17 protein-coding genes, 1 pseudogene and 1 riboswitch are annotated in these 17151 nt (G+C 56.6%); of the genes and pseudogenes, 9 read left to right on the top strand and 9 right to left on the bottom strand.

From position 1 onward, the window contains the following. Positions 1-32: 32 nt before the first annotated feature. From IM299_RS08300 to IM299_RS08290, 3 genes are all read right to left on the bottom strand, one after another. Positions 33-614, bottom strand: a complete 582-nt coding sequence (locus IM299_RS08300) for a Slp family lipoprotein (protein ID WP_193357300.1) — start codon at positions 612-614, stop codon at positions 33-35. 37 nt (positions 615-651) lie between these two features. Then, entirely contained in the window at positions 652-1347 is a 696-nt protein-coding gene (gene tsaB, locus IM299_RS08295) for a tRNA (adenosine(37)-N6)-threonylcarbamoyltransferase complex dimerization subunit type 1 TsaB (protein WP_047367799.1), read from the bottom strand. A gap of 66 nt (positions 1348-1413) precedes the next feature. After that, entirely contained in the window at positions 1414-3324 is a 1911-nt protein-coding gene (locus IM299_RS08290) for an ATP-dependent DNA helicase (RefSeq protein WP_045630788.1), read from the bottom strand. Between the two features lie 133 nt (positions 3325-3457). Here IM299_RS08290 and IM299_RS08285 point away from each other — a divergent pair, with 133 nt between their 5' ends. Next, the gene (locus IM299_RS08285; protein WP_028013528.1) at positions 3458-3802 is read left to right on the top strand and encodes a RidA family protein; all 345 of its coding nucleotides are present in this window, start codon (positions 3458-3460) and stop codon (positions 3800-3802) included. A 6-nt stretch (positions 3803-3808) separates the two neighbouring features. Here the strand turns inward: IM299_RS08285 and IM299_RS08280 are convergent, their stop codons facing one another. Continuing rightward, a complete protein-coding gene (locus tag IM299_RS08280; protein WP_008500497.1) occupies positions 3809-3991 on the bottom strand; it encodes a YoaH family protein in 183 nt (60 codons plus the stop codon). A gap of 61 nt (positions 3992-4052) precedes the next feature. Here IM299_RS08280 and pabB point away from each other — a divergent pair, with 61 nt between their 5' ends. The 3 genes from pabB (at position 4053) to sdaA (ending at position 7511) form a co-directional block, all read left to right on the top strand. Then, positions 4053-5381, top strand: a complete 1329-nt coding sequence (pabB, locus tag IM299_RS08275) for an aminodeoxychorismate synthase component 1 (protein WP_193357352.1) — start codon at positions 4053-4055, stop codon at positions 5379-5381. Positions 5382-5383: 2 nt separating this feature from the next. Continuing rightward, positions 5384-5962: a CoA pyrophosphatase gene (locus IM299_RS08270; RefSeq protein ID WP_028013530.1), complete on the top strand. Its 579-nt coding sequence runs from the start codon at positions 5384-5386 to the stop codon at positions 5960-5962. A gap of 184 nt (positions 5963-6146) precedes the next feature. Beyond that, positions 6147-7511 carry an L-serine ammonia-lyase gene (gene sdaA, locus IM299_RS08265; RefSeq protein WP_028013531.1) on the top strand — a complete coding sequence of 455 codons (1365 nt, stop codon included), beginning with the start codon at positions 6147-6149 and terminating at the stop codon, positions 7509-7511. A 240-nt stretch (positions 7512-7751) separates the two neighbouring features. On the opposite strand, the gene yoaE is transcribed toward sdaA, so the two are convergent. After that, positions 7752-9311, bottom strand: coding sequence for a CNNM family cation transport protein YoaE (yoaE, locus tag IM299_RS08260; RefSeq protein ID WP_049138823.1), 1560 nt, complete (start codon positions 9309-9311; stop codon positions 7752-7754). 462 nt (positions 9312-9773) lie between these two features. Here yoaE and manX point away from each other — a divergent pair, with 462 nt between their 5' ends. The 5 genes from manX (at position 9774) to mntP (ending at position 13933) form a co-directional block, all read left to right on the top strand. Further along, a complete protein-coding gene (manX, locus tag IM299_RS08255; protein ID WP_028013533.1) occupies positions 9774-10742 on the top strand; it encodes a PTS mannose transporter subunit IIAB in 969 nt (322 codons plus the stop codon). Between the two features lie 47 nt (positions 10743-10789). Beyond that, entirely contained in the window at positions 10790-11590 is an 801-nt protein-coding gene (manY, locus tag IM299_RS08250; protein ID WP_003859914.1) for a PTS mannose transporter subunit IIC, read from the top strand. A gap of 12 nt (positions 11591-11602) precedes the next feature. Beyond that, positions 11603-12454 (top strand): PTS mannose transporter subunit IID, encoded by an 852-nt coding sequence (locus tag IM299_RS08245; RefSeq protein WP_006810994.1) that lies wholly within the window; start codon positions 11603-11605, stop codon positions 12452-12454. A gap of 54 nt (positions 12455-12508) precedes the next feature. Continuing rightward, positions 12509-12967: a DUF986 family protein gene (locus tag IM299_RS08240; protein ID WP_047367801.1), complete on the top strand. Its 459-nt coding sequence runs from the start codon at positions 12509-12511 to the stop codon at positions 12965-12967. 198 nt (positions 12968-13165) lie between these two features. Next, positions 13166-13356, top strand: a riboswitch (yybP-ykoY riboswitch). Between the two features lie 10 nt (positions 13357-13366). Beyond that, positions 13367-13933 carry a manganese efflux pump MntP gene (gene mntP / locus IM299_RS08235; RefSeq protein WP_193357299.1) on the top strand — a complete coding sequence of 189 codons (567 nt, stop codon included), beginning with the start codon at positions 13367-13369 and terminating at the stop codon, positions 13931-13933. Here the strand turns inward: mntP and rlmA are convergent. From rlmA to IM299_RS08215, 4 genes and pseudogenes are all read right to left on the bottom strand, one after another. Beyond that, entirely contained in the window at positions 13930-14745 is an 816-nt protein-coding gene (gene rlmA / locus IM299_RS08230; protein ID WP_193357298.1) for a 23S rRNA (guanine(745)-N(1))-methyltransferase, read from the bottom strand. The genes mntP and rlmA overlap by 4 nt on opposite strands. Positions 14746-14812: 67 nt before the next feature. After that, positions 14813-16531 carry a peptidoglycan glycosyltransferase FtsI gene (gene ftsI / locus IM299_RS08225; protein WP_193357297.1) on the bottom strand — a complete coding sequence of 573 codons (1719 nt, stop codon included), beginning with the start codon at positions 16529-16531 and terminating at the stop codon, positions 14813-14815. A 217-nt stretch (positions 16532-16748) separates the two neighbouring features. Beyond that, positions 16749-16958, bottom strand: coding sequence for a transcription antiterminator/RNA stability regulator CspE (gene cspE, locus IM299_RS08220; protein ID WP_001062678.1), 210 nt, complete (start codon positions 16956-16958; stop codon positions 16749-16751). Between the two features lie 13 nt (positions 16959-16971). Continuing rightward, positions 16972-17116 (bottom strand): annotated as a pseudogene (locus IM299_RS08215) (DUF2627 domain-containing protein). Positions 17117-17151 lie beyond the last annotated feature (35 nt).

The following is a 17151-nucleotide window of genomic DNA, read 5'->3' as shown; positions in this document are numbered from 1 at the left end:
GCCGCTGTCTCTTTCTTAACAATAACAGTAAGTTACTCAGTTACGATCGTTTGCACCTGTGCAGGGCCCGGGTTATACCAGCCCCATCCCGGATAACCGTAACGATAAGGATGTGGACCCCACATCCACGGGTCGATTGGCTGAGGCGGCATCACCACCTGCTGGGCGATACGCCAGCGCTTATAGCCGTTCACCTGCATGGTCATAAATTTATACGGCGTGTTGCCGATTTTGCCCTGCACCGAACCGGTAATCGGCCCGACAACGGTTACCAGCTGTCCGCGAAAATCGACCGGGTCGAGGAAACCACTAACGTCGGCATAGATACGTCCGCGAGAGGCGTCACCGAGTACGGGACGCGCGCCGCTGTCGAGCGGTACCGTGGCAATTTCCAGACGGGTTTTCCCCTGCTGGTTCTGCACGTCGATCACTTTCCCACCGAAGCGGGCTTCCTGGCCGACGTAAAGCTCGGGCGCATTCATTACCCGAACCAGATCCTGCTGTGGCGTCGGGCTGCTGCCCTTGATCGCATCAGGTACGGTTACGCAACCGCTCAGTGCTATGGCAACCGCGCCTGCCATAAAAAGGCGTACTACTTTAGTCTGAACCGCCATGATGCGACTCCTTTTTCTCAGTTCCTGTTACTGAGATTCATTCGCGGCCCGGAAGTTTCTTCCACGCGACGGTGTTTCGCAAATAAACCGGCTCCGCATGCTCAACGGCAACGGTTTTTCCTGCTGCAAGCAGTTGACGGGCAATCGGGAGCATATCTTCTGCCGCAGGCAGGAGCATGTTGCCGTCCACCAGCGTCACGCCGGTGCCGCTCGCCATCTCTGGCCACGCCGGCCAGCCCGTGCCGACCGTCGCCCACTCGCCGGACAGCTGCTTCAGGCGCTCAGTAACGGCTTCAGGCTTAAGCACTGCTTCCGTCTCTTCGCCGTGCCAGACGCCGTTTTCATCGCGGGTATATTCCGCCCAGTAAACTTCACCCATGCGAGCGTCAATAGCGGCGAGCACGCGGGTCGCGCCCGTCATGCGCCAGGCTCCCTCGGCCATCGTCGCAAGCGTAGAGACGCCGATCATCGGCAGGTCAGCGCCCAGCGCCAGCCCCTGCGCGATGCCAATCCCAATGCGCACGCCCGTAAAGCTGCCGGGACCGCGGCCAAAGGCCAGCGCGTCGAGGTCGGTTAAGGTGGTGTTGCCCTGGGTTAAAATGGCTTTTACCAGGGGCAGAATACGCTGGGTGTGTTCCCGTGGGCACTCTTCGAAATGAGCAGAAACAGCTCCGTCGTTCAACAGAGCAACAGAGCAAGCCTCTGTCGCGGTATCAATAGCCAGAATTCGCATCAGTCGTCGCGCTCTCGCAAGGGTCAGTCACAAAATGGCGCGCATCTTAGCACACTCCGGAGCGAATTACTCCGCCGTTGGGTTTGCCAGGAAACGCACCGCGCGTTTAATGTCCCGCGTACGCGGGGCGGGCGGCAGGCTGGCGAGGAACGTTGCGCCGTAAGGACGCATCACCAGGCGGTTATCGCAGATCACCAGCACGCCGCGGTCGGTGACGTCACGGATCAGTCGCCCTACCCCCTGCTTAAGCGTGATGACCGCGTCCGGTAGTTGAACGTCGTCGAACGGATCGCCGCCGCGCAGGCGGCAGTCTTCCATCCGCGCCTTGAGCAGCGGATCGTCCGGCGACGTGAACGGCAGCTTATCGATGATCACCAGCGAGAGCGTGTCGCCGCGCACGTCCACCCCTTCCCAGAAGCTGCTGGTTGCCACCAGCAGGGCATTACCGGCGCTGACGAACTGCTGGAGCAGCTGGCCTTTGCTGGTTTCCCCCTGCAGCAGCACCGGGAGGGTCATGGTGGCGCGAAACTGCTCGGCGAGATCGCGCATCATGGCGTGTGAGGTGCAGAGCATAAAGCAGCGCCCGTTGTTGGCCTCAATCATCGGCTTGAGCATCGCCGCGAGATGCCGCGCCGCCCCCGGCTGGTTCGGCAGCGGGAGATTGCGTGGCACGCAGAGTAGCGCCTGCTTTTCGTAATCAAACGGGCTGGGCAGCAGCAGTGATTCCGCCTGCTCAATACCGAGGCGCTCGGTGAAGTGGTGCAGATCGTCATTTACAGACAGGGTTGCGGAAGTGAAGATCCAGCTTCCCGGCTTCTGCGCCATCACCTCTTTGAATTTATCGGCCACCGTCAGCGGCGTGAGCGCCAGGGTAAAGTGGCGCGAGGTGCATTCATACCAGTAGCTGTACCCCGGCTGGTTGATCTCTTTTAGCCGTTTGAGCCGCCCGCGATAGAGCGTGGCGCGCTCGAAGGCGGCGTCAAGCAGCGCGGAGCGTCCGAGGGACAGCTTCGCCACGTCGTAGCAGAGCTCAAGTGCATCATCGAGCAGCAGCAGCGCGCGCTGGATATTTTTGTCCGCCAGCAGTTCGCGCAGGTTGCCGCGATAGCCCGGCTCGCCAAGCTGTAAGCGGAAATCCTGCGCGCTTTGCGCCAGACGGTCGGCACACTTCTGCAGCTGCTGGGTATCTTTGAGTTCGGTCCGGTAGGCAATGGTAAAATCTTTCGCCAGATCCTGTAGCTGGCGGCTGGAGAGCGACTGGCCGAAATACTGGCTGGCGATATCCGGCAACTGATGGGCTTCATCGAAGATCATCACGTCCGCCTCCGGGATAAGCTCGCCGAAACCGCTGTCCTTAACCACCATGTCCGCGAGGAACAGGTGGTGGTTCACCACCACCACGTCTGCGTCCATCGCTGTTTTGCGCGCTTTCACCACAAAACAGTCTTTATACAGCGGGCAGTCGCTGCCGAGGCAGTTGTCGTTGGTGCTGGTCACCAGCGGCCAGGCCGGGGAGTCTTCCGGCACGCTCGCGCAGGTGCTGATATCGCCCTCTTCAGTCTGGTTCGCCCAGGCGCGCAGGATAATGACGTCGCTCAGGGTTTGTACCGGCAGATCGCCGCCGGCCAGCGCCTGCTGTTCAAGTCGCTCCAGGCAAAGGTAGTTCGATCGCCCTTTCAGCAGTGCCAGGCGTCCTTTGTATTTCAGCGCTTTTGCTACGGTAGGCAAATCGCGGCTGTAGAGCTGATCCTGCAGCGCTTTCGATCCGGTGGAAATTATCACCTTCTTTTTCGCCCGCAGCGCCGGCGCAAGGTAAGCATAGGTCTTACCCGTGCCGGTTCCGGCTTCAACCACCAGCGGCTGGGCCTTATCAATGGCGCGGGCAACGGCGTGCGCCATCTGTCGCTGAGGCTCACGGGGCTTGAAGCCGGGGATCGCCTGCGCTAATTGACCTTCAGGGGAAAAATCGTCTGCCACGTTGCTCTCTCACTGTATTTTTGCACAGGGATTATGTCAGCCCATCTTCTCCTGTGCCACCCCAAATAGTGACGACGGCAGAACAATATGGCAGTCTTGCCGCCTGACGACGAAAAATAACGAGGAAACGTTTATGACAATTGTGCGCATTGATGCCGAAGCCCGCTGGTCTGATGTGGTGATCCATAACCAGACGCTGTATTACACCGGTGTACCGTCAAATCTGGACGCGGATGCGTTCGAACAGACGGCGAATACCCTGGCGCAGATTGATGCCGTGCTGGAAAAACAGGGCAGCGATAAATCCCGCATTCTGGATGCGACCATTTTCCTGGCAAATAAAGACGATTTCGCGGCGATGAACAAAGCCTGGGATGCGTGGGTGGTGGCGGGTCACGCGCCTGTACGCTGCACCGTACAGGCCACGCTGATGAAACCGGAATACAAGGTTGAGATCAAGATTATCGCGGCGGTTTAAGCCCGATTACTCTTCATCTTCATCCTCAAAACGCGCCACGATCCGCTCGCCGGTATGGGTGGCGCGCAGCTCCTCCGCCACCTGGGAAATCGCCTGTCCGCTGCTCATCCCCTGGGACATCAGTTCCTGAATTCGCTCAACCGCTTTCTGCTGCTGTTCATGGCTCAGAGAAGGTAAACCTGCAAACATCGTCAACTCCTGCTAAATTATTCGCGCTAATTATTTCACGCTGCCCGGTAGTATGCCATACATGAACATGCGCTTCCCCACTGTTGTTACCTTACCCTGGCGCGCTGACGCCGCTGAGTTCTGGTTTGCCCGTTTGAGCCATCTTCCCTTTGCCATGCTGCTGCACTCCGGCCATGCGGATCACCCGTACAGCCGCTTCGATATTCTGGTGGCCGATCCCCTGAAAACGCTGACGACCGACGATCTGTCGACGAAGGACGATCCGCTGATGCAGCTTCAGCAGGAAATCAACGCGCTGGGCTTATCCGCTACCCCTAACCTGGACCTGCCCTTCCAGGGCGGCGCGCTGGGCCTGTTTGGCTACGATTTGGGTCGCCGCTTCGAGATGCTGCCCGAGCATGCGCAGGCGGATATTGCCCTGCCGGACATGGCCGTGGGGCTGTATGACTGGGCGTTGATTGTGGACCACCAGAAAAAAAGGGTCTCCCTGCTGAGCCATGATGACGTGCAGGCGCGTCTGGCCTGGCTTGAGGCACAACAGCCTGCTCCAGCTGAGGCGTTCACCCTGACCTCCGGCTGGCGCTCGAACATGACCGCGCCGGAATACGCGGAAAAATTCTCCCGCGTGCAGGCCTATCTGCAAAGCGGCGACTGCTATCAGGTTAACCTTGCCCAGCGTTTCCAGGCAGCATACCAGGGGGACGAGTGGCAGGCGTTTACCCGTCTCAATGCCAGCAACAGGGCTCCGTTCAGCGCGTTCGTACGTCTGAAACAGGGGGCCATCCTCAGCCTGTCGCCGGAGCGTTTTATCCATCTGGCGGAAGGGACGATTCAGACCCGCCCGATTAAAGGCACGCTGCCGCGCCTTGCCGATCCGGACGCCGATCGCCAGCAGGCGGACAAACTCGCCGGGTCACCGAAGGATCGCGCCGAAAACCTGATGATTGTCGACCTGATGCGTAACGATATTGGCCGGGTCGCCGAACCAGGCAGCGTGCGCGTGCCGGAGCTGTTCGTCGTCGAACCTTTCCCGGCAGTGCATCATCTGGTCAGCACCATCACCGCGCGTCTGCCCGCCTCTCGCACCGCCTGCGATCTGCTCCGGGCCGCATTCCCGGGCGGCTCCATCACCGGTGCGCCAAAAATTCGCGCCATGGAAATCATCGACGAACTGGAACCGCACCGCCGCAACGCCTGGTGCGGCAGCATCGGCTATATCAGCCTGTGCGGCACCATGGATACCAGCATTACCATTCGCACGCTGACGGCCTGCGGCGGCAATCTGTACTGTTCTGCGGGCGGCGGCATTGTGGCGGACAGCCAGGTCGAGGCGGAATATCAGGAAACCTTTGATAAGGTGAACCGCATCCTGAAGCAACTGGAGAACTAACGGTGGAGAAAGAGAACCTGACGCTGGATGATTTTCTGTCGCGCTTTCAGCTGCTACGGCCGCAGGTCAACCGCGCCACGCTGAATCAGCGTCAGGCGGCGGTGCTGATCCCGGTGGTGCGCCGGGAACAGCCGGGCCTGCTGCTTACGCAGCGTTCGCCGCATATGCGCAAACACGCCGGTCAGGTGGCCTTTCCGGGAGGGGCGGTGGACAGCACCGATGCGTCGCTGATTGCCGCCGCGCTGCGGGAAGCGCAGGAGGAGGTGGCGATCCCGCCTGACGCGGTGGAAGTCATCGGCGTGCTGCCGCCCGTCGACAGCGTGACCGGCTTTCAGGTCACGCCGGTCGTCGGCATTATCCCCCCCAATCTTCAGTATCATGCCAGCGTCGACGAAGTCTCTGCGGTGTTTGAGATGCCGCTTGAAGAGGCGCTCCGGCTAAGCCGCTATCATCCGCTGGATATCCATCGCCGGGGGCATGACCATCGGGTCTGGTTGTCCTGGTATCAGCATTATTTTGTCTGGGGCATGACGGCGGGCATCATTCGTGAACTGGCGCTACAAATCGGCCTGAAGCCTTGACTATACTTTACATTCCAGCCTTTTTTGCAGGTTTGCGATCCGCGTCGCGCTATTAGCAAAACCCATCGTTAACCATTAGTTTAATTCATGTGAATAGTTAAGCCGAGGTTGGTGTTCCCTCTTACACTATGCGCAGTTATAACATCGTTACTGGAACCCCGGTAACCCTGTCAGGAGTGTGAAAGTGATTAGTATATTCGACATGTTCAAAGTGGGGATTGGTCCGTCTTCTTCCCACACTGTAGGGCCGATGAAGGCCGGTAAACAGTTCGTCGATGATCTGGTCGAAAAAGGATTACTGGAAAGCGTTACCCGTGTCGCCGTAGACGTTTACGGTTCACTGTCATTAACGGGTAAAGGCCACCACACCGATATCGCCATTATTATGGGTCTGGCGGGCAATATGCCGGACACTGTTGATATTGATGCCATCCCGGCATTCATCCGCGACGTGGAAGCGCGCGGTCGCCTGCTGCTGGCTAACGGTCAGCACGAAGTGGATTTCCCGCAGGATGACGGCATGCGTTTTCGCAGCGACAACCTGCCGCTGCATGAAAACGGCATGACTATCCACGCCTGGAGCGGCGAAAAAGAGATCTACAGCAAAACCTACTACTCCATCGGCGGTGGCTTCATCGTTGACGAAGAGCATTTCGGTAAAGAGAGCGCGGGCGACGTGAACGTGCCCTATCCGTTCAAATCGGCCACCGAGATGCTGGGCTACTGCAAAGAGACCGGTTTGTCGCTGTCCGGCATGGTGATGCAGAACGAGCTGGCGCTGCACAGCAAAAAAGAGATCGAAGACTATTTTGCCAACGTGTGGCAAACCATGCGCGCCTGTATCGATCGCGGGATGAACACCGAAGGCGTACTGCCAGGGCCACTGCGCGTGCCGCGTCGTGCCTCTGCCCTGCGCCGTATGCTGGTGACCACGGACAAATTCTCTAATGACCCGATGAACGTAGTTGACTGGGTGAACATGTTTGCGCTGGCGGTGAACGAAGAGAACGCCGCAGGGGGGCGCGTCGTGACTGCGCCAACCAACGGCGCGTGCGGGATCGTTCCGGCGGTGCTGGCCTATTACGATCACTTTATCGAGCCTGTGACGCCGGATATTTATATCCGTTATTTCCTCGCGGCCGGCGCTATCGGCGCGCTGTACAAGATGAACGCGTCCATTTCAGGCGCTGAAGTGGGCTGTCAGGGTGAAGTAGGCGTGGCCTGCTCCATGGCGGCAGCCGGTCTGGCCGAGCTGCTGGGTGCAAGCCCTGAACAGGTTTGCGTGGCGGCGGAAATTGGCATGGAGCATAACCTCGGTCTGACCTGTGACCCGGTCGCAGGCCAGGTGCAGGTACCGTGCATTGAGCGTAACGCGATTGCCTCCGTCAAAGCGATTAACGCCTCACGCATGGCGATGCGCCGTACCAGCGAACCACGCGTGTCGCTGGATAAGGTTATCGAAACCATGTACGAAACCGGCAAAGACATGAACGCGAAGTACCGTGAAACGTCGCGCGGCGGTCTGGCCATTAAGGTGCAGTGCGACTAATCCTCTCTTTCGCCCATCCGCAACGGATGGGCGAATTTCTCCCTTCATTCTCGTCTCCTTCTTCTTTCCCCACTACACTTTTACGGTCGCGGCTGCTCGCGCTCGGCCTGGCATCAGGCAGCGGCTAAATAGCGAAGGGGTTGAGAGAGAAGCAGGCGCGGTAGTAACGCCACAATGGCTGGCGGGAAAATCTTCCCCGCCAGAAGATCGTAACGGGCACATCGTACCCGTTAAGCAGACTTATTCGTCTTCGTCGTGTGCAGACTGTTCTTTAACAATGCGGACCAGATCGACGCGGTAGTCGTTAGCTTCAACGATAGTGATGTGCAATGGAGGAAGCTCGATCACATCCCCGACGCGCGGGATCTGACCGTTTACGGCGATAACCAGCCCCGCCACGGTTGCGATGTCTTCTTCATCGTTAACCACGTTTTCCAGCCCCAGCGTATGCGAGAGCGCGTGCAGGTCGGTCGCACCTTTGACCAGCCAGCCTTCGCCGTCGGCCACAATCTCAGGCGTTTCGTCTTCATCCGGGAATTCACCGGCAATCGCTTCAAGCACGTCCAGCGGCGTCACCAGCCCCTGTACCACACCAAACTCGTTGGTGACGATAACAAAGCTACCGCGCGCGCGACGCAATACGCCCAGCAGGTTGATCGGATCCAGCGTTTCCGGTACGACAATCGCCGGCGACGAAGCTGCAATGGCCTCCACGTTGACACCCTCTTCCAGCGCCACCAGCATCTCTTTCGCCCGAACCACGCCGATGATCTCATCCAGCTCACCGCGACACACCGGGAACAGGCTGTGCGGAGATGAGAGCAATTGCTGACGAATTTCATCAACGCTCAGGTTCGCATCGACCCAGCTAATTTCCCCGCGCGGCGTCATGATGCCGCGCAGCGAGCGGGAGGCCAGGGAGAGCACGCCGTTAATCATGTAGCGTTCTTCTTCCACAAACGCCCCTTCCGGAACGGGCACCGGGTTACGGTTTTCAGGGTCAGACTGGACGTTCACCTGACGGCGTCCGCCCATCAGGCGCAGAATGGCGTCCGCCGTACGGGCGCGCAGCGGCTGATTTGACTGCTGCTTAATAAAGTTACGGCGCGCAATCTGGTTGAACAGTTCGATCAGGATCGAGAAGCCAATCGCGGCGTACAGGTAGCCTTTCGGAATATGGAAGCCGAAACCTTCCGCCACCAGGCTCAAACCAATCATCAGCAGGAAGCTCAGACAGAGCACGACCACCGTCGGATGCTGGTTGACGAAGCGCGTCAGCGGTTTCGAGGCCAGCAGCATCACCGCCATCGCAATCACGACGGCCGCCATCATCACCGGCAGGTGGTTCACCATACCGACCGCGGTAATCACCGCATCCAGCGAGAAGACTGCATCCAGCACCACAATTTGCAGCACCACGACCCAGAAGCTGGCGTAGCCCTTACCGTGACCATCATCATGTTGCCGGTTCTCCAGCCGTTCATGCAGCTCTGTTGTCGCTTTGAACAGCAGGAATATCCCCCCGATTAGCATGATCAAATCACGGCCGGAGAAGGTGAAGTCCATGACGGAGAACAGCGGTTTGGTCAGCGTGACCATCCACGAGATCACGGAGAGCAGCCCCAGTCGCATGACCAGCGCCAGCGAGAGCCCAATCAGACGCGCTTTATCACGCTGTTTTGGCGGCAGCTTATCCGCAAGGATGGCGATAAACACCAGGTTATCGATGCCGAGAACGATCTCCAGCACCACCAGCGTGAGCAGTCCCACCCAGATTGACGGGTCCATTAAGAATTCCATGACAAGCTCCTGCTAAAGGAATGACAAAACGGTGCCCCACTCAACGTGGGCAAATAAGAGGCAGACAGAGTTGATACGTGGCGTGGTTCGCCGGTGAAAAAGGCGCGGAATGGCCTGGTAGATGACTGACGTCGGTGACGGTCCATATAGTGGGCTGTAGCCCTATACTCCTGAACAAGTAAACGGAGGCTAAACATATCAGAGAGACTGTGTTTTTAGCAAAGATTTACGTTCCTTTGCAAAGTTCTGTAACACAGCGGCTGTACGCTACAGATAATTCTGTAACGCGTGGCTAAATTACGGATCTTCATCACATAAATTATTTTTTCACTATCTAAAATAATTCGCGGAAGTCTTAGTTTTTTGAACTCTAACCCTTATCTGAATCGATTCGGTTCGCCAATACGATTCTCAGTACGTCTGCCGGGCAGGCGTATTAATGATAATAAAAGGAGGTAGCAAGTGACCATTGCTATTGTCATAGGCACACATGGTTGGGCTGCTGAGCAGCTACTCAAAACGGCAGAGATGCTGCTGGGCGAGCAGGAAAACGTCGGCTGGATCGATTTCGTTCCCGGTGAAAATGCCGAGACGCTGATTGAGAAGTACAACGCTCAACTCGCGAAGCTGGATACCAGCAAAGGCGTGCTGTTTCTCGTCGATACATGGGGCGGCAGTCCGTTTAATGCTGCCAGCCGCATTGTCGTCGATAAAGAGCATTATGAAGTCGTCGCCGGGGTAAACATTCCCATGCTGGTGGAAACCTTTATGGCGCGCGACGATAACCCAGGCTTCGATGAGCTGGTCGCGCTGGCCGTTGAAACCGGCCGCGAAGGGGTGAAAGCCCTGAAGGCCCAGCCGGTTGAAAAACCCGCCCCTGCCCCGGCTGCGGCGGCACCGAAAGCAGCAGCACCGGCAAAACCGATGGGACCGAACGATTACATGGTTATCGGCCTGGCGCGTATTGATGACCGTCTGATTCACGGACAGGTTGCGACTCGCTGGACCAAAGAGACCAACGTACAGCGTATCATCGTGGTCAGTGACGAAGTGGCCGCCGACACTGTCCGTAAAACCCTTCTGACTCAGGTTGCACCACCGGGCGTTACCGCGCACGTGGTGGATGTCGCCAAGATGATCCGCGTTTACAACAACCCGAAATATGCGGGTGAACGCGTGATGCTCCTGTTTACTAACCCGACAGACGTCGAGCGCATTGTTGAAGGCGGCGTGAAAATCACCTCCGTGAACATCGGCGGTATGGCTTTCCGTCAGGGCAAAACGCAGGTCAACAACGCGATTTCAGTTGATGCGAAAGATATCGAGGCGTTCAACAAGCTGAATGCCCGCGGTATTGAGCTGGAAGCCCGTAAGGTTTCCACTGACCAGAAACTGAAAATGATGGATTTGATCGGTAAAGTTGGGAAATAAGCCCGCGCCGGTTTTTCACATAAAGCTTATGTTATAGGAGAAGTACAATGGAGATTACCACTCTTCAGATTGTGCTGGTGTTCATCGTCGCGTGTATTGCGGGTATGGAATCCGTACTTGATGAATTTCAGTTCCACCGCCCTCTGGTGGCCTGTACGTTGATCGGTGCCGTTCTGGGTGATATGAAAACCGGTATCATCATCGGTGGTACGCTGGAAATGATCGCCCTGGGCTGGATGAACATCGGTGCCGCCGTTGCGCCTGATGCCGCACTGGCCTCTATCATCTCAACCGTTCTGGTTATTGCCGGTCATCAGAGTATTGGTGCTGGTATTGCCCTTGCCATTCCTCTGGCCGCAGCAGGCCAGGTGCTGACCATCATCGTTCGTACCATCACCGTGGCCTTCCAGCACGCGGCGGATAAGGCGGCCGAGAACGGCAACCTCACGGCACTCTCCTGGATCCACGTGTCGTCCCTGTTCCTGCAGGCGATGCGTATCGCAATCCCGGCGGTTATCGTTGCGATCTCTGTCGGCACCAGTGAAGTTCAGGGCATGCTGAACGCGATTCCTGAAGTGGTCACCAGCGGTCTGAACATCGCAGGCGGTATGATCGTCGTGGTAGGTTACGCGATGGTCATCAACATGATGCGCGCGGGCTACCTGATGCCGTTCTTCTACCTCGGCTTCGTCACCGCAGCATTCACCAACTTCAACCTGGTTGCGCTGGGCGTGATTGGTGCCGTGATGGCGATTCTCTACATCCAGCTCAGCCCAAAATACAACCGTGTTGCGGGTGCCCCAGCGCAGGCTGCTGGTAACAACGATCTCGATAACGAACTGGACTAACAGGTGAGCGAAATGGTTGATATGACAAAAACTACCACCGAGAAAAAACTCACTCCGGGTGATATTCGTGGCGTGTTCATCCGTTCTAACCTGTTTCAGGGTTCATGGAACTTCGAACGTATGCAGGCGCTGGGCTTCTGCTTCTCAATGGTGCCGGCGATAAAACGCCTCTACCCTGAGAACAACGAAGCACGCCGTCAGGCAATTAAGCGTCACCTGGAATTCTTCAACACCCATCCTTACGTCGCGGCTCCGGTTCTGGGCGTGACGCTGGCGATGGAAGAGCAGCGTGCGAACGGCGCGGAGATTGACGATGGTGCCATCAACGGTATCAAAGTCGGTCTGATGGGTCCGCTGGCTGGCGTGGGCGACCCTATCTTCTGGGGTACTGTTCGTCCGGTCTTCGCGGCGCTGGGTGCCGGGATCGCGATGAGCGGCAGCCTGCTCGGTCCTCTGCTGTTCTTTATCCTGTTCAACGCGGTACGTCTGCTGACCCGTTACTACGGCGTGGCCTACGGCTACCGTAAGGGCGTGGACATCGTTAAGGATATGGGCGGCGGCTTCCTGCAGAAACTGACCGAGGGGGCGTCTATTCTCGGCCTGTTTGTGATGGGGGCGCTGGTTAACAAGTGGACGCACGTGAACATCCCGCTGGTGGTTTCAACCATCACCGGTCAGGATGGTCAAACCCGCGTCACCACCGTGCAGACGATTCTGGACCAGCTGATGCCTGGCCTGGTGCCGCTGCTGTTGACCTTCGCCTGTATGTGGCTGCTGCGTAAGAAAGTGAACCCGCTGTGGATCATCGTTGGCTTCTTCGTCATCGGTATCGCGGGCTACGCTGTCGGCCTGCTGGGCCTGTAAAACATTGCGTTATCGACCGGGGGCTTGCCCCCGGTCTTTTTATCTGGAGGATGAATGACTGTTACGGACATCGTACTGGTGTTGTTTATTGTTGCCCTTCTGGCTTACGCGATCTATGACGAATTCATTATGCCTCGCCGTAACGGCGAGACGCTGCTGACCCTTCCCCTCTTACGCCGTGGACGCATTGATGCATTTATCTTCGCCGGCCTGGTGGTCATTCTGATTTACAATAATGTGACCAGCCACGGTGCAATATTAACCACATGGTTATTATGTGCGCTGGCATTAATGGCGATTTACCTGTTCTGGATCCGCTCGCCGAAACTCATTTTTAAAAAACAGGGATTCTTCTTCGCCAACGTATGGATAGAATATAACCGCATTAAAGAGATGAATTTATCCGAAGACGGCGTGTTAGTGATGCAATTAGAACAGCGCCGCCTGCTCATTCGGGTCAAAAATATTGATGACCTTGAGAAAATCTACACATTACTCGTTAAAACTCAATAAGTTAACATTATAACCTCGGCTATATATTGTGATATTCTTTCGCAAAGAATATAGCCGTTGCTATATCTCCTCTCCTCTTAGACTTATATTTATTAACGATATTTTCACGCATAAACCTAAATGAAAATCGTTATCAAAGACGCAGATAAATTAAGCCTTGCTCGTTGTTGTTTTATATTCTCAAAATATGTTAAGGTTGCGCCCGTCGTTGGGGAGTAGCCGATTTCCTGTACGCAGGAAATGTACGCGTCAACATACTCGTTGAAAAACGTGGCGCGTACGGATCGCTTTCAGCACGCTTACCGTGCAAAAGAGATCAGGCGAGACCATAGATACATCAACTGCTGTTTACTGGGGGCAGTGATGTGTCATATGGATATCCCCGGTCTGGACGCTCTTATGAACATCTCCGCTACGATCCTTCTCGCTTTTGGCATGTCCATGGATGCATTTGCCGCCTCCATCGGCAAAGGCGCCACGCTTCACAAACCTAAATTCACAGAAGCTCTGCGCACCGGTCTGATCTTTGGTGCCATCGAAACGCTGACGCCGCTCATCGGCTGGGGTTTGGGCATGCTCGCCAGCCAGTTCGTGCTGGAGTGGAACCACTGGATTGCGTTCGTCCTGCTGGTGTTTCTCGGAGGCCGAATGATGATTGAAGGTTTTCGCGGGAATGATGATGAAGATGAAGCACCGCAGCACCGCCACGGTTTCTGGCTGCTGGTCACCACGGCAATTGCCACCAGCCTGGACGCCATGGCCGTCGGGGTGGGTCTGGCATTCCTGCAGGTCAATATTATCGCCACCGCGCTGGCCATTGGCTGTGCAACGCTGATTATGTCCACGCTGGGCATGATGGTCGGGCGGTTTATTGGCCCGCTGCTGGGTAAACGCGCCGAGATCTTAGGCGGTATTGTTCTGATCGGCATTGGTGCCCAGATCCTCTGGGCACACTTCGCGCCTTAAGCGTCGCGCTGCCAGACGTGGATACTGAAATCCGTCTGGCAGCCAAACGTCGTCCGAGCCGCTAACGCATCCCATACTTCCGGCTTTGCCCGCCACGCGAACGGCGTCATCTGCAGCAGGGCTACCGCTTCTTCCCCGTTCAAACTCATTTCATACGCCACTGAATGCTCCTGCTTCAGCGTAAAGCCTGTCAGCTGTTCAGAGTGGGGGGCATGCAGACGCACCTCATCGTAAATGAGTCCCTTCAGCTCCATCAGGTGACGCGGGCCCGGCGTGACGGTTATCACCCAGCCTCCGGGCTTCACGACGCGCGCCAGCTCATCTGCTTTACACGGCGCGTAGATGCGGATAATGGCATCCATACTGGCATTATCAAACGGCAGCCGGTGGCTGGATGCCACGCAAAACGTCACGCCAGCGTAACGTTTAGCCGCCGCGCGGATCGCCACTTTCGACACGTCGAGACCGAATGTCACGGCCCCCTTCTCCCGCACCACATCCGCAAACCGTGCGGTGTAGTACCCTTCCCCGCAGCCGATATCAAGCATGGCGGACGCCGAATCAGGCAATAAGTCACCCAGCATCTGCGCTACCGTCTCCCGTAGCGGCAGATAGTGCCCGGCATCGAGAAACGCCCTGCGCGCCTGCATCATCTCTGCGCTATCGCCCGGATCGCGGGAGCGCTTGTGCTGCACCGGAAGAAGATTCACATACCCTTCTTTCGCCATATCAAACTGATGTCCCTGCGGACAGGCATAACTTTTATCTGAGCGCGTCAGTGACGCGTGGCAAAGGGGACAGCTGAAGGACATGGAAACTCCGGGAGATAAACCAAAGGACGAAGTGTACCGCTATTCGCCCTGCTATAAAATGGCTGGATTACCGCATGACGATAAGGTGGTCTGAACCGGCCGGCAGGCCATCGGGTTTAATATTCTCCAGGCGCAGCACGTTGCCCATGATTTCGCTGAAGACCGGCGCGGAAACCGCCCCGCCATAGTAGGCCCCGTTTTGTGGATCGTTAATCACCACCACCAGGGCGAAACGCGGGTCGCTGGCAGGCGCAACGCCTGCGGTATAGGCGACGTATTTATCGACATATTTGCCGCTATCATCAATTTTCTTCGCCGTCCCGGTCTTAACCGCCACGCGATAATCGCGAACGGCGGCCTTAACGCCCCCGCCGCCGGGCAGCGCGACGCTTTCCATCATGTGCTCCACTTCATGCGCGATCTCCTCCGGCATGACGCGGTGGCCGATAACCGGGGGATCGATGCGGGTGATGGAGAGTGGACGCTCAAGCCCGAAGCCGCCAATCGTCGCGTAGACGTGGGCCAGCTGGAGCGGTGTGACCATCAGGCCGTAGCCAAAGGCAAAAGTCGCACGGTCTAGCTGACTCCAGTATTTACGCTGTGGCAACAGCCCGGCGCTTTCGCCCGTTAAGCCAAGCCCCGTGTTGGTGCCAAATCCAAAGTTTCGATAGGTATCAATAAGATGCTGGACAGGCATCGCCAGCGAGAGCCGGGATACGCCGGTGTCGCTCGATTTTTGCAGGATCCCGGTCATAGTCAGCTCAGGATAATAACCCACGTCGCGGATACGATGCCCGTCAAGGGTATACGGGTGGGTATCAATGACGCTGTCCGGCTGGACCAGCCCCTGCTGCAGAGCCGTCATCAACACCAGCGGCTTAACGGTCGAACCGGGCTCGAACGTATCGCTGATTGCCCGGTTGCGAAAATCGTTTATCGTCGCGCCTTCCCGGTTATTGGGATTGAAATCCGGATAGCTCGCCATGGCGAGTATTTCCCCGGTGGGGATATTAATGAGCACCGACGCCCCTGACTCGGCCTTATTCCAGGCGACGGCATTGTCCAGCGCGTCTTCGGTAATGGTTTGCAGCCGCTCGTCAATACTCAACTGGATGTTATGCGCCGGCGTGGGTGCCACTTCCGTCAGGTTTTCAACCACGCGCCCGTAGCGATCCTCCCGGACCTGTCGGACACCCGCTTTACCGGTCAGCTGAGTGTTGAAGCTTTTCTCCACCCCTTCAATGCCCTGCCCGTCAATATTGGTGAAGCCAATCAGGTTCGCCGCCACGTGGCCTGCCGGGTAAAAGCGGCGGGATTCATCGCGCAAATTAATGCCGGGTAAATTGAGCTTATCAATCCACTTCGCCTGAGCAGGATCGACCTGACGCGCCAGGTAGATGAAGCGGCCCTGGGGGTTGGCGTTAATTCGTGATGAAAGGGTGCTCAACGAAAGATGCAGCGCGCTCGCCAGCGCCTGCCAGCGTTCATCAAACCCAACGCCCCCTTTTGCCAGCACCGTTTTTGGATCGGCCCATACGGCCCGGACAGGCACGCTGACCGCCAGCGGTCGCCCTTCACGATCCATAATCATCCCACGCGGCGCATCAATCGCCAGCTGACGGAGGGATCGCATATCTTCTTGCTTCACCAGATTGTCAGGTTTGATGATTTGTAGCCAGGCAACGCGGCTAAGTAAAAAGGCCAGACTGCAGAAAATAGCGAAACAGAGCAGCGCAAAACGCGCCGGCGTGAAATTGCCAGCGGTTAATATCAATTTTTTCTTCACCTGAACCCCAGAGCTGTTAAACAACGCTCTGATTTAACGAGAAAAGATGCGCTTAGGGAGGCGAAACTGTGATACTAACCTCGCAGCTTTGCAACAAGTTGCTAACAAGACCGTAGATAGTAATATTTTGAAAGATAGGGAATAAAAAAGCCCCGCATGATGCGAGGCTTTATGTCTGAGAGTGAAGCGCTATGCGCCCCAGTCAGCAGCGGTTCGATCAGATAGCAGTTACGTTAACTGCAGCTGGGCCTTTCTGGCCGTCCTGAATTTCGAACTCAACGTTCTGGCCTTCGGCCAGAGTTTTGAAGCCGTTACCCTGGATTGCAGAGAAGTGTACGAACACGTCTTTGCTGCCATCAGCAGGAGTAATGAAACCAAAACCTTTAGACTCGTTGAACCACTTAACTTGACCTTTAATCTTTGCCATTTTGCAAAATTCCTTAGAGTGTTTTCTTAGCCCGCAGGCATTAACTGAGATAAAACTGAGACATTACTGCATGAGGCACTAATATAAGGTTCGGCAGAGAAGCGGTATTCAACGACAACGTGTTTACTCAGGACTTCTTTACTGAAAATGCCACACATAAACAGAACTGTACCTCGTTTGACCCAAAACGTGT

Source organism: Enterobacter cloacae complex sp. P47BA, assembly GCF_014930485.1.
GTDB lineage: Bacteria > Pseudomonadota > Gammaproteobacteria > Enterobacterales > Enterobacteriaceae > Enterobacter > Enterobacter bugandensis.
Note: the sequence above shows the minus strand (reverse complement) of the source record. Positions and strands in the feature narration are given on the sequence as shown.

Coding starts and splice junctions, on each gene's coding strand:
- IM299_RS08300 (WP_193357300.1), bottom strand. CDS start 614: ATGGCGGTTCAGACTAAAGTAGTACGCCTTTTTATGGCAGGCGCGGTT.
- tsaB (WP_047367799.1), bottom strand. CDS start 1,347: ATGCGAATTCTGGCTATTGATACCGCGACAGAGGCTTGCTCTGTTGCT.
- IM299_RS08285 (WP_028013528.1), top strand. CDS start 3,458: ATGACAATTGTGCGCATTGATGCCGAAGCCCGCTGGTCTGATGTGGTG.
- IM299_RS08280 (WP_008500497.1), bottom strand. CDS start 3,991: ATGTTTGCAGGTTTACCTTCTCTGAGCCATGAACAGCAGCAGAAAGCG.
- pabB (WP_193357352.1), top strand. CDS start 4,053: ATGAACATGCGCTTCCCCACTGTTGTTACCTTACCCTGGCGCGCTGAC.
- yoaE (WP_049138823.1), bottom strand. CDS start 9,311: ATGGAATTCTTAATGGACCCGTCAATCTGGGTGGGACTGCTCACGCTG.
- manY (WP_003859914.1), top strand. CDS start 10,790: ATGGAGATTACCACTCTTCAGATTGTGCTGGTGTTCATCGTCGCGTGT.
- IM299_RS08245 (WP_006810994.1), top strand. CDS start 11,603: ATGGTTGATATGACAAAAACTACCACCGAGAAAAAACTCACTCCGGGT.
- IM299_RS08240 (WP_047367801.1), top strand. CDS start 12,509: ATGACTGTTACGGACATCGTACTGGTGTTGTTTATTGTTGCCCTTCTG.
- mntP (WP_193357299.1), top strand. CDS start 13,367: ATGAACATCTCCGCTACGATCCTTCTCGCTTTTGGCATGTCCATGGAT.
- rlmA (WP_193357298.1), bottom strand. CDS start 14,745: ATGTCCTTCAGCTGTCCCCTTTGCCACGCGTCACTGACGCGCTCAGAT.
- cspE (WP_001062678.1), bottom strand. CDS start 16,958: ATGGCAAAGATTAAAGGTCAAGTTAAGTGGTTCAACGAGTCTAAAGGT.